Below are 13055 nucleotides of genomic sequence, written 5' to 3'. Positions count from 1 at the left end.
AAATATAGCTTATATTAGGGAAATGCTTCATATGATATCATCCGAGGGGGAAGACAGCGTGAACCAAGAAGGGAATCAACAAGTGCAACGGTTGCTTCTTTTTACGGTGGGTGAAAGGGGAGAGAAAGCGGAAGATTCCTATCGCGCAGAGGGGGAAGGGTGTCAGTTCTTCTTTTATCGAGACCGCGTGGAGTTTCGGTTTGACCAGGGGAAGAAGGAAGCCGATCTTACCTTGCGTTTTGTAGAGGCCAATCCCCAAGTGGAGATGACGTTGGATTCGGCTGCAGACAAGGTGATATACAACGAAGTATGGAGAGGAATTGACCTTATTTTCTCAGGAAATGAAGAGCACCTAAAGTATGATGTCATGGTTCGTCCTGGTGCGAGGTTGGGTTCTATCCGCCTTCGGTATGAAAAGGAAGAGGGGATCACACTAAACGAACAAGGGGACTTGGTTGTCTCTACACGAGAAGGGATTTTGCGCGAGGGAAGACCGGTTAGTTATCAGTGGACGGAGCGAGGAAAGGTAGACATACCAACGCACTTTCAACTTTCCCCCGATGGTTCGATTGGGTTTGAGGTGGGGGAAGCATATGATCCCACGAAGGGGCTTGTCATCGATCCTGTCGTGTTTTATTCGACGTATCTGGGGGGGAATCTTTCTGATACTGGTGCGGGTATTTCCGTAGACTCTTCTCGGAACGCTTACGTAACAGGCAGTACATTGTCTGCCAACTTCCCTATCACCACAGGTGCCTTTCAAACCGTAAACGCAGGATCGGATGATGGATTTGTAAGCAAATTTAGTGTGAATGGGAGCTCACTCCTCTATTCTACCTTCATTGGAGGTAACGATTCGGATGGTGGGGCTAGTATCGCTGTGGATGGTTCTTTTAATGCTTATGTTACAGGATTTACAAGCTCTACCGATTTTCCTGTTACACCCGGTGCTTTTCAAACCATAAACGCAGGATCTCAGGATGCATTTGTAAGCAAAGTTAGTGTAGATGGAAGCTCTCTAGTTTATTCTACTTATTTAGGTGGGAACTCTATAGATAATGGGCTTGGAATTGCTGTAGACGAGACCAACAACGCGTATGTGACAGGGTTTACATTATCCAGTAATTTCCCGACGACAACAGGTGCCTTTCAGACAGTTTTTAATGGTATTTCTGATGCATTTGTAACCAAACTGAATGGAACAGGATCGGCTTTGATTTACTCCACGTTCTTAGGAGGATCAGGAGGAGCAGGTTTTGATGCTGGATTTGGGATCGTACTCGATAATGATAATCAGGCATTTGTAACCGGCAGTACGAGTTCAACGGACTTTCCTACCACGGCCAATGCTTTTCAAACGATATTTGGTGGGGCAACGGATGCATTTATCACCGGCTTGAATGTGTCGGGAGCGGCTTTGGTTTATTCCACTTACTTGGGAGGATTAGATAGAGAAAGGGGAAGAGGCATTGATTTAGATAGTGCTGGCAATGCGTATGTAACCGGAAATACATCTTCTACCAACTTTCCGACCACCTCGAATGCCTTTCAAGTCACCTTATCGGGAAGCACGGATGCCTTTGTCACCAAGATAAATACGGCGGGAACCAACCTCATCTACTCTACCTATTTAGGTGGGTCTTCTGAAGATGGGGGAAGGGGAATTGGGGTTGATTCGTTCGGAACGGCTTGGGTGACAGGGTTGACAGATTCAACGGATTTCCCTATTACCTCGGATGCTTTTCAAGATAGCTTGGCGGGAGTTTCCGATGCGTTTGTCACACAAGTGAGTTTCTCAGGCCAAGGACTTACTTTTTCTTCTTATCTAGGTGGAACTTCTAATGAAACTGGAAATGACGTAGCCATCGATTCGCTTGAAAGTGCCTATTTTACAGGACAAACGGGTTCAAACAATTTCCCTGTTACCCCCGATGCGTTCCAGAGTCAATATGGAGGAGGAGCAAATGATGCCTTCGTCACGAAAGTAGGGCAATTAACTTCGGTAGGCGCAACTGGACCAACGGGTGCCACCGGTCCAACAGGAGCCACCGGACCGCAAGGTCCAAGAGGACCGATAGGACGACGGGGTCCAAGGGGACCGAGAGGTCCACGTGGAACAGGGGGAGGAGAATTTGGCGGTTAGTATTTTTCGAAAGAGTAAGCATCCGGAAAGCGGATGCTTTTTTCTTTGTTCAGGCAAAAACGAACAGGGGGATCAAATGAAGAACGAAGCTAGTGAAGGGGGGCAAGCGCGAGGAAAGTGAACAAGCTTGTCACGCAGACACCTTCTTTTGGATGGCGGCGTATAACTAGGATAGAAGAATTTTCTACGGAGTATCCGCATCTGAAAGGGGCAGACAAAGTGGAGCCAAAGGTGTTGCGTTCAATGGTGTTTGTATCGAGTGAAGCTCAAAGAAAGACGGAGTATGGTTATCGCGCGGAAGGAGCCGGCTGCCGTTTTACCTTTTATTGTAATCGTGTGGAGTTTCAGTTTGACCATGCCAAAGAGGATGAAACCCTTTTTCTGCATTTTATCCATGCCAATCGGAAAGTGGACATAGCGCTAGAACGGAAGGAGAACAAGGTGATCTATCGAGAGGTATGGAAAGGCATCGACCTCATCTTCTCTGGCAACGACGAATGGTTAAAGTACGATATCATTGTCCATCCAGGTGCTTGTATTGAAGATATTCGTCTGCAGTATGAAGGTGGAGATGGTGTGACGCTCAATGACCAAGGCGACTTAATGGTCCACACACGCCTGGGTGTCCTCCGCGAAGGCAAGCCGGTTAGCTATCAAGAAACACGGCAAGGAAAGCGAAGTGTTCCGACACATTTCTCCATCCAAGAGGATCAAGTCATCGGATTTGCAGTGGAGAAGTCAGCTTATGATCACACAAAAGTGCTCATTATTGATCCGGTTGTTTTCTATTCCACTTATCTAGGTGGATCGGAAGGCGATACAGGAGTTGCGATTGCTGTGGATACGTTGCTTCGTGCTTATGTAACGGGGGAAACATCTTCAGCCAATTTCCCCATTACCTCGGGTGCGTTTCAGACGATGAACCGGGGGGACCAAGATCTATTTGTCAGCAAGTTCAATGAGACAGGGAGCTCCCTTGTCTATTCCACGTTTCTTGGTGGGACCAATCGCGATGGCGGATTTGGCATTGTGGTAGATGACTCGGCTAGTGCCTACGTAACGGGTCTGACGTTTTCCACCAATTATCCGGTGACCTCTGGCGCCTTTCAAACCTTACTGGCAAATCGAGATGCTTTCGTTAGCAAGTTGAATCCCACAGGGTCCGCGCTGGTGTATTCCACTTACCTGGGTGGCTCAGCTGGAACGACCTTTGGATTGGGTATAGAAATCGATGGAAGCCTGAACGCGTATGTAACCGGACAGACAACTGCAACCAACTTTCCGACAACCGCCGGTGCCTTCCAAACCACATTTGGGGGAGGAGATTCGGACGCTTTCGTGACGAAGTTTAACCCAATGGGAACATCGCTGGTCTATTCCACCTTCTTGGGCGGAATTGGGGGAGATCTGGGCAATGGCATGGCAGTGGATGGCCTAGGGAGTGCCTATGTGACAGGAAGTACGACTTCGACCGATTTCCCTGTTACTTCTGGCGCCTTTCAAACCCTATTTGCTAGTGGGAGTGATGCTTTTGTTACCAAGTTGAATTTGTTCGGTTCCACGCTGGTGTATTCGACCTTCTTACGTGGGAGTGAGAATGATACAGGGCTTGCCATTGATTTAGATGGAGCGAATAACGCCTATGTCACAGGGCAGACACAATCTACGGACTTCCCCACAACCAACAATGCGTTTCAGATGCTATTTCCTGGGGGCAATTTTAGTGGTTTTGTTAGCAAGATAAATGCTGGAGGGAGTGCCCTGATTTACTCCACCTATTTAGGAGGGAGGGGGGATGATTTGGGGAGTGGTATTGCTGTGGACCTGTTCGGGGCGGCTTGGGTAACGGGGGAAACGCGTTCCACTAATTTTCCTGTTACCTCGGATGCCTTTCAGGAGCGTCTAGCGGGTTCATCGGATGCCTTTGTGACACAAGTAAGCTTTTCTGGTCAGGGGCTGTCTTTCTCTTCTTATCTCGGAGGAGGGAGTGTTGAAGTTGGAAATGATGTCGCTCTTGATTCCACTGGATCGGCTTATTTTACCGGTCGGACTTCATCAAATGATTTTCCCGTCACTGCCGAAGCTTTTCAGTCTCAACTGGGTGGAGTGGGTGATGATGTCTTCGTTACGAAAGTCGGAACCCCTGCTGCATTAGGTGTAACGGGACCAACGGGTGCCACAGGTCCAACAGGAGCGACCGGACCGCAAGGTCCAAGAGGACCGAGAGGACGACGGGGTCCAAGGGGACCGAGAGGTCCACGTGGCACAGGGGGAGGGGAATTTGGCGGTTAGTATTTTACGAAAGAGTAGGCATCCGGAAAGCGGATGCTTTTTTCTTTGTTCAGGCAAAAACGAACAGAGGGATCAAATGAAGAACGAAGCTAGTGAAGGGGAAGCGCGAGGAAAGTGAACAAGCTTGTCACGCAGACACCTTCTTTTGGATGGCGGCGTATAACTAGGATAGAAGAATTTTCTACGGAGTATCCGCATCTGAAAGGGGCAGACAAAGTGGAGCCAAAAGTGTTGCGTTCAATGGTGTTTGTATCGAGTGAAGCTCAAAGAGAGACGGAGTATGGTTATCGCGCGGAAGGAGCTGGATGCCGTTTTACCTTTTATCGAGATCGTGTGGAGTTTCAGTTTGACCATGCCAAAGAGGATGAAACCCTTTTTCTGCATTTTATCCATGCCAATCGGAAAGTGGACATAGCGTTAGAACGGAAGGAAAACAGGGTGATCTATCGAGAGGTATGGAAAGGCATCGACCTCATCTTCTCTGGCAACGACGAAAGGTTAAAGTACGATATCATTGTCCATCCAGGTGCTTGTATTGAAGATATTCGTCTGCAGTATGAAGGTGGAGATGGTGTGACGCTCAATGACCAAGGCGACTTAATGGTCCACACAGGCCTGGGTGTCCTTCGCGAAGGCAAGCCGGTTAGCTATCAAGAAACACGGCAAGGAAAGCGAAGTGTTCCGACGCATTTCTCCATCCAAGAGGATCAAGCCATCGGATTTGCAGTGGAGAAGTCAGCTTATGATCACACAAAAGTGCTCATTATTGATCCGGTTGTTTTCTACTCGACCTATTTAGGTGGTAGCAGAAGTGACAGGGGTCGTGGTATTGCGGTGGACTCTATGCGCAATGCCTATGTAACGGGGCAGACACTTTCTATTAATTTCCCTATTACGACGGGAGCATTTCAGACAATGAAAGGAGGAGATTTTGATGTATTTGTAAGCAAGTTAAATGAGGCAGGGAGCTCCCTTGTCTATTCAACCTTTCTTGGTGGTGTGAATTTGGATATCGGGTTTGGAATGGCTGTGGACTCCTCGAACAGTGCCTACGTAACGGGATTTACTACTTCCACTAATTATCCGGTCACATCTGGAGCGTTTCAAACGAAGCTGTCTCCCACATTTGGACAGGATGCTTTCGTTACCAAGTTGAATCCCACAGGGTCCTCGCTGGAGTATTCCACTTACCTCGGTGGCACAGGTGGGCCGAGTAGTGGAACCAGTATCGCAATAGATGGAAGTCTAAATGCGTATGTCACTGGGCAGACAAATGCAACAAACTTTCCGATCACATCGGGTGCCTTCCAAACCATATTTGGGGGAGGCAATGATGCCTTTGTAACCAAGTTGAATTCCACAGGGTCCTCGCTAATTTATTCGACCTTCTTGGGTGGGAATGTGAATGATCGAGGAAATAGTATTGTGGTGGATCGTCTAGGGAGTGCATATGTAGCAGGGTTAACCCTTTCCCCTGATTTTCCTGTTACTTCGGGAGCCTTTCAAACTGTATTTGTTGGTGGCACGGATGCTTTTGTTACGAAATTAAACGTTTTAGGGTCCTCGCTCGTGTACTCGACTTATCTGGGAGGGAGCAGGGAGGACTTTGGTAATGCCATTGACCTCGATGGAATGACCAATGCCTATGTTACAGGTTCTACAAGTTCTACGAATTTCCCGGTGACCAATCATGCCTTTCAGACGGTGTTTCAAGGGGGAGTGAGGAATGCTTTCGTCACCAAACTGGATGCAGAGGGGAGCACTCTCATTTACTCCACTTATTTAGGTGGGAATGTTGATGATAGTGGATTGGGTATTGCCGTGGGTACCTTCGGAGCGGCCTGGGTAACGGGGCAAACGCTTTCAGCCGATTTTCCAGTCACCTCAGATGCTTTCCAGCATCGTCTAGCGGGTTCATTGGATGCATTCGTCACGCAGGTGAGCTCTTTCGGCCAGGGACTGTTGTTTTCTTCGTATCTGGGAGGAAGGGGAAGCGACGCTGGAAATGATGTCGCTGTTGACGTCGCTGGATCGGCTTATTTTATGGGATATTCTGAATCGACTGATTTCCCTGTTACTTTTCATGCTTTTCAATTGATATTTGGAGGGCAAACCGATGCCTTTGTCACCAAAGTTGGTACTCTCGCTTCGTTAGGAGCAACGGGTCCAATGGGATTGACTGGACCTGCTGGACCACGAGGTCCAAGGGGACCGAGGGGACGGAGTGGCGCAGGGGAAGGAGGAGAATTTGACGGTTAGTATTTTACGGAGAAGAGAGCATCCGGAAAGCGGGTGCTTTTTCTGCAGGACAAATCCAATCCAAAGTGAGGCGTCTGTCCTTAAAAAAATTACTGACTTGCACTTCAGAAAATAAAATGCTATAATATTCATGGATTTCTAAAAGGAGGCTATATTTGTGAAAAAATCAATATTGTCAATCATGTTGGGTGTCGCTCTTGTGTGTGGGGTTTCTTTTTCGGGGACAGTTCATGCTGGAACATCGCAGGACTTAAACGATGTCTATCTAAAGAGTGGGGACACGTATGTGAAAGTGGACACGGACTATTCGCACCCAACCATTCATGGTACGGTAAGTGGGACATCGGATCTTGCAGATGCAACACAATTGGATATCCACCTGTTGTACAAAAGTTTTTTTAATAGTCAAAGTTGCATTGAGAATGGCGATATTGTAAGAATTTCAATTGCCGATGACGAGAGTGGTGACTATGTTTACTCACTAGCAGGGGAAACCTCCACCGTGTTTTATGGTAAAAGTTGGTCTGATATGTACTATATCAACTCTGACTCAGCAAGCTGCATCGACAAAACAAGCCAAATCTCCTTCACTGAGGTTGATTCATTCCGCTTTGCTGATGCTCCTTGGTCATTGTATCTAGATGGGGATGACTTTGAGGTCAGCAATACGAACACCACCCAATTTGAAGTTGAGTAAGCTCTAAAGAAATCTAAATTAAAATTTCAAAACAGCATGACATCTATGGGTGTCAGGCTGTTTTTGTTTGTGGAAAGGAGAAATACGAAATGAATAAGGGAGCACTGAGCTCACTTGTTTTTGTATCGAGTGGAGAAGAGAGAAGGAAGACAGAATATCATTATCGAGCAGATGGAGTAGGATGCCGGTTTACCTTTTATCGTGACCGCGTGGAATTCCGGTTCGACGCTGCTGATGAGGATGCGAATCTTACCCTGAGGCTTGTAAACCCTCATCCACAGACGAAGATGGAGTTAGATCAGACAGCCAATAAAGTATTTTACCTGAAACAATTCAGTTAGTAGAACTAAGATAGGGTATTAAGTTCCCTTGGACTTCGTTCAAGTAGTTCAGAAGTATCATGGAGCTTGACTTGAATCTCATCTTCTTTAGTACGGTGACCGGGCTACATCTGAAGCGGAATATTTTAGCCCACACCTCCTTTTGATTGTTGGAATACTGTGTCAATTAGGTGATCCGACTGGATTGGAAATTATAAAGGAGTGTGTGATATGAATAGTGATGTTTCCAACTCGATTGTGTTTGTGTCCAGAGAAGGGTGTAACGAAAAGTATTGCTACCGTGCAGACGGAAAGGGTTGTCGATTTACCTTTTACCGTGATCGTGTGGAATTTTGCTTTAAAGAGGATGAAGGGAAGGCGAATCTTGCTTTGCGGTTAGTAGGCGCTAATCCGAACGTAGACATTCTGTTGGAAGAAGGGAAGCAGGTTACTTATAAAGGGATATGGAATGGGATTGACCTTATTTTCTCAGGGAATGATGAGCAATTAAAGTATGATGTCATTGTCTATCCGGGAGCATGCATGGAGGATATTCGCTTGCGCTATGAAGGTGGGGATACAGTAAGCATTGGTTCAAGTGGAGACTTGTTTGTTCATACACGTAAAGGCATTCTTCGTGAAGCAAAACCGGTTAGTTTTCAATGGACGAAGAAAGGGAGAAGGATCATATCGACGCACTTCTATCAGTATCCAGATGCAACCATTGGATTTACTGTGGAAAAGGTGAAATATGATCCTGCCAAGGTGCTTGTGATTGACCCCATTGTCTTTTATTCGACCTACTTAGGTGGATCGAATAGTGATCTCGGGAATGGCATAGCCGTGGACTCTGAGCGTCAAGCGTATGTAACAGGCGGAACGAACTCTCTGAATTTTCCTGTGACATCGGGAGCCTTTCAGACGATGCTTGCAGGTGCACTTGATGTGTTTGTCACCAAGTTTGATGAGTCCGGGAGTTCCTTGATCTACTCCACGTTTATAGGTGGAGTTAATGCACAAAGTGGAAATTCGATTGCGGTAGACGATTCCAACAATGCTTATGTGACAGGATTAACGACCTCGACTGACTATCCTGTCACATCGGGAGCTTTTCAAACAATGCTGGGAGGCCAAAATAGTGCTTTTGTTACGAAGCTAAACGCCATCGGATCCTCGCTGATTTATTCGACCTACTTAGGTGGATCGGGTCTTGATATCGGGGCAAGCATCGCCCTCGATGGTAGCCTCAACGCGTATATAGCTGGCGAGACAACGTCCGTCGACTTTCCGACCACTGGGGGTGCTTTTCAAACTGTCTATGGTGGCGGAGCGAATGATGTCTTCGCCACAAAGTTCAATCCGTTTGGAACGTCACTGGTGTACTCAACTTACTTAGGTGGGAGTAGTTCGGATCGAGGGGAGGGCATCGCGGTGGATGGTTCAGGGAATGCGTATGTGACAGGAGAAACAAATTCGAATAATTTCCCTGTTACTTCGGGAGCTTTTCAAACGGTATTTGCTGGCGGTAGTGATGCATTCATTACAAAACTAAATGTCCTGGGTTCCTCGCTTGTCTATTCCACCTTTTTGGGAGGAGAGAATAACGATCGAGGGTTTGCCATTGATTTGGATGGAGGCAATTATGCTTATGTGACGGGTTCCACGCAGTCCACAGATTTTCCGATAACGAATAATGCGTTTCAGGTCACCTTGCAAGGTACGAGGGATGCCTTTGTATCTAGATTGAATCGGGTGGGAAGTAACCTGGTGTACTCAACCTACTTAGGTGGAAATGGTTCGGAAGTAGGGGATGGCATTGCGGTAGACTCTTTTGGCGGTGCTTGGGTAACAGGGCAAACAAACTCAACCAATTTCCCCAATACATCCGATGCATTTCAGGACAGCCTGGCGGGTGCTATGGATGCCTTTGTTACCCAGGTGAGCTTCTCCGGTCAAGGGCTGTCCTTTTCTTCCTATTTAGGAGGAGTTTCTACTGATATGGGTTTTGATACCGCCGTGGACGAAGAAGGGGATGCCTACTTTACTGGACAGACGGTTTCAGTTGATTTCCCAGTTACTTCTATTGCCTTCCAGAGTCAAAATGCGGGAGGGCAAGATGCCTTCGTCACAAAAGTAGGCGAGCAAGTAGTCGTAGTAACGGGTCCGACCGGAGCCACAGGAGCAACGGGTCCAGCTGGAGCGACCGGAGCGATCGGAGCGCAAGGTCCAAGAGGACGGCGTGGTCCAAGAGGACCGAGAGGTCCGCGGGGAGCAGGTGGCGGAGAGTTTGGCGGTTAGTATCTACTCATCTTCATAAGAAATATAGTTTCCGTAAACCATTTGTATTTCACTTTCTCAGACGGCTAGGAGTTTCTTATTATGATATCAATGGGGCAGGGTACAGAGGCAACGGCACAAACCGTTGTCATAAAAAGCTTTTTATGAAGATGTGTCCTGCTCATCCTCCGTTTTTGAGGTCTCAAATAAATGACTCAATATACTAGCTAACAAACCTCCTATTATTCCAAACGCTACTATCCCACCGATAATCCATCCGGTTAAAAAAAATAATCCAGTCCCTATGACACTAAAGAGTACGGTGAACATGAAAATATTCCTCGTCATTTTATAACCTCCTTTGGAAATAAGAAATATAGTAAAGACTCTAGTAAAAAAGAAATCCAAATACAACCCTTTACTTACTAAAATGAGGTAGATAAAATCTATTACATGTGCGAGGCTTTTACAGAATGATTAAGTAAGCTATACTGACGACAAAGCCAAGTGAGGGTTTCCTCGCTTGGCTTTTCCTATGCAAAAGATCATCTCCGTCTCTAACTCGCTCCCAGCGTAACGGTCATCCATACCGCTTTGTTCCAATAAATAAGCGCTCTCTAGCGCGGTCCATTGACCATGCAGAAGCCTCTCATTTTCCTCATGCTCTCTCTACTCCCGATACCCAAAGCGCAGGCATTGCCAAGCATATCCGTAGACTTTATCCGCAAGCATACGAAGCCGATCGGAATATTTCGGTTCCTTTCGGAGAACAACGTCTGGGTAACGTCTCTTACGCACAATCAGGGGAATCGGCATCTCTTTAACCGAAGCGAACGCTAATAAAACTCCTACAAAACAACATTCGCCCATACCTCCTTTTGGGTAACGGAATAGGATGGTTACCAGGAAATCCAATAGGGACCGGAATTGAGGGAGGAATGCGAAGTGAATAAAAACGTTTCCAGCTCGCTTGTGTTTGTGTCAAGTAAAGAAGGGAACGAGGAGAATTATCGCGCAGACGGAGAGGGTTGTCGATTTACCTTTTTCCGTGATCGCGTGGAGTTTCCGTTTGCAGTGGGTAAAGAGGACGCGAAACTTGCTCTCCGGTTTATCGATGCTCATCCGAATGTAGATATGCAGTTAGGCGAAGATAACCAGATTACTTATAAAGGGGTCTGGGAGGGAATTGACCTTATTTTCTCAGTAAGCGAGGAACAATTAAAGTATGACGTCAATGTTTATCCTGGAGCGTGCATGGAGGATATCCGTTTGTACTATGAAGGTGGAGACTCCATTCATGTTGATGCAAAAGGAGATTTGTTCGTTCACACTCATCAAGGTGTACTCCGTGAAGGGAAGCCGTTTAGCTTCCAATGGACAGCGGAAGGAAAGCAAACCGTTCCGACGCAGTTCCTTGTACACCCGGATGAATCCATCGGATTTGCAGTGGATAGGGCAACCTATGATCCGACAAACGTGCTGGTTATTGATCCCGTCGTTTTCTACTCCACCTATTTAGGGGGATCGAATATTGACCTAGGGACAGGAATTGCGGTGGATTCTGCGCGAAATGCCTATATATCTGGGTTTACTGCGTCTACGAACTTTCCCATAACCACGGGTGCCTTCCAGACGATTTTGTTAGGTATCAATGTGTTTGTTAGCAAGCTGAATCAGACGGGAAGCTCTCTCCTTTACTCTACATTTATAGGAGGAAATGATGGTGATTTTGGTATTCGAATGGCGGTAGATACCGCGAATCAGGCTTATGTCACGGGAGATACCTCCTCCACGAATTATCCCGTAACATCGGGCGCCTTCCAGACGATGTTACAGAGAAACCCAAGTGCCTTTGTAACAAAGTTAAATGCTACAGGGAGCTCACTTGTTTATTCGACCTACTTGGGTGGCACTGGTGGTGGTACCCAAGGGTTTAGCATAGCCGTAGATGGTAGTTTCAATGCGTATGTAACAGGATTAACATTAGCAACCAACTTCCCAACAACAGTAGGTGCCTTTCAAACCATCTTTAGCGGAGGACTCCTAGACGTCTTCGTGACCAAATTCAATGCGTTGGGGACGACACTGGTGTACTCCACTTTTTTAGGTGGGAGTGGGGTTGATATAGGAAATGATATTGTGGTGGATGGTCTGGGGAGTGCGTATGTAACAGGACGTACAGAATCTAGTGATTTCCCTGTTACTTCGGGAGCCTTTCAAACCCTATTTGCTGGTGCAACAGATGCCTTTATTACAAAACTGAATGCCCAAGGGTCTGCGCTCCTCTACTCCACCTATTTGGGTGGGAGAAGTGGAGACATGGGTAGTGCCATTGACCTAGATGGGGCGAATAATGCCTATGTTGCAGGGGGGACGAGTTCGACTGATTTCCCCACAACGAATAATGCTTTTCAAACCCTGTTTGCTGGTGTAACAGATGCCTTTGTAACCAAACTCAATGCATCGGGGAGCGCACCGATTTATTCCACCTATTTAGGTGGGAGGGATGTGGATAGTGGGTTTGGCATTGCCGTTGATGCCTTCGGAGCGGCATGGGTGACAGGGTTTACTTTGTCTACGCATTTCCCCATTACCTCCGATGCTTTTCAAGACAGTCTAGCTTCTACCGATGGGGATGCCTTCGTTACGGAGGTCAGTTTTTCCGGTCAAGGGCTGTCTTTCTCTTCCTATTTGGGTGGGAGCCGTTTCGATATCGGAAGTGATGTGGCAGTCGATGCTTTAGGAAGTGCTTATCTCGCAGGATTTACCAGGTCGAGTGATTTCCCGGTAACTTTTGCAGTGTTGCAGTCACTATTTGGAGGAAGCACTGATGCCTTCATCACGAAAGTAGGGCAACTCACTTCTGTTGGCGCAACCGGTCCAACGGGTGCAACCGGCCCGACGGGAGCCAGCGGAGCGCAAGGTCCAAGAGGATCGAGAGGACGGCGTGGACCGAGAGGACCGAGAGGTCCGCGTGGTGCAGGTGGTGGAGAGTTTAGTGGTTAGCATTCCCGAAAACTACTTGTATTTCACTCCCTCAGACGGCAATACGTTATAGAAGGAGTTT

General features: G+C 47.1%; 9 protein-coding genes. 7 read left to right on the top strand and 2 right to left on the bottom strand.

Annotated features, from left to right (window positions below; genetic code table 11):
- Positions 1 to 58: 58 nt before the first annotated feature.
- The 6 genes from AC6RGY_RS15120 (at position 59) to AC6RGY_RS15095 (ending at position 10009) form a co-directional block, all read left to right on the top strand.
- Entirely contained in the window at positions 59 to 2143 is a 2085-nt protein-coding gene (locus AC6RGY_RS15120) for an SBBP repeat-containing protein (protein ID WP_499864374.1), read from the top strand.
- A gap of 117 nt (positions 2144 to 2260) precedes the next feature.
- Positions 2261 to 4435 carry an SBBP repeat-containing protein gene (locus AC6RGY_RS15115; protein ID WP_499864372.1) on the top strand — a complete coding sequence of 725 codons (2175 nt, stop codon included), beginning with the start codon at positions 2261 to 2263 and terminating at the stop codon, positions 4433 to 4435.
- A 114-nt stretch (positions 4436 to 4549) separates the two neighbouring features.
- On the top strand, positions 4550 to 6694 hold the full coding sequence (locus tag AC6RGY_RS15110) for an SBBP repeat-containing protein (protein ID WP_499864371.1): 2145 nt from the start codon (positions 4550 to 4552) through the stop codon (positions 6692 to 6694).
- A gap of 157 nt (positions 6695 to 6851) precedes the next feature.
- Positions 6852 to 7391, top strand: coding sequence for a hypothetical protein (locus tag AC6RGY_RS15105; protein WP_499864369.1), 540 nt, complete (start codon positions 6852 to 6854; stop codon positions 7389 to 7391).
- 89 nt (positions 7392 to 7480) lie between these two features.
- Positions 7481 to 7732, top strand: coding sequence for a hypothetical protein (locus tag AC6RGY_RS15100; RefSeq protein ID WP_499864367.1), 252 nt, complete (start codon positions 7481 to 7483; stop codon positions 7730 to 7732).
- A 210-nt stretch (positions 7733 to 7942) separates the two neighbouring features.
- Positions 7943 to 10009 carry an SBBP repeat-containing protein gene (locus tag AC6RGY_RS15095; protein ID WP_499864365.1) on the top strand — a complete coding sequence of 689 codons (2067 nt, stop codon included), beginning with the start codon at positions 7943 to 7945 and terminating at the stop codon, positions 10007 to 10009.
- 141 nt (positions 10010 to 10150) lie between these two features.
- On the opposite strand, the gene AC6RGY_RS15090 is transcribed toward AC6RGY_RS15095, so the two are convergent.
- Entirely contained in the window at positions 10151 to 10336 is a 186-nt protein-coding gene (locus AC6RGY_RS15090) for a hypothetical protein (protein ID WP_499864362.1), read from the bottom strand.
- Positions 10337 to 10657: 321 nt separating this feature from the next.
- The gene (locus AC6RGY_RS15085; protein ID WP_499864361.1) at positions 10658 to 10858 is read right to left on the bottom strand and encodes a hypothetical protein; all 201 of its coding nucleotides are present in this window, start codon (positions 10856 to 10858) and stop codon (positions 10658 to 10660) included.
- Positions 10859 to 10933: 75 nt separating this feature from the next.
- On the opposite strand from AC6RGY_RS15085, the gene AC6RGY_RS15080 reads away from it, so the two are divergent.
- A complete protein-coding gene (locus AC6RGY_RS15080; protein WP_499864359.1) occupies positions 10934 to 12994 on the top strand; it encodes an SBBP repeat-containing protein in 2061 nt (686 codons plus the stop codon).
- The last annotated feature ends 61 nt before the right edge of the window (positions 12995 to 13055 follow it).

The sequence above is a fragment of the Mechercharimyces mesophilus genome, assembly GCF_059818345.1.
The sequence above is the reverse complement of the archived record's forward strand: the minus strand, read 5'-3'. Positions and strand labels throughout refer to the sequence as shown.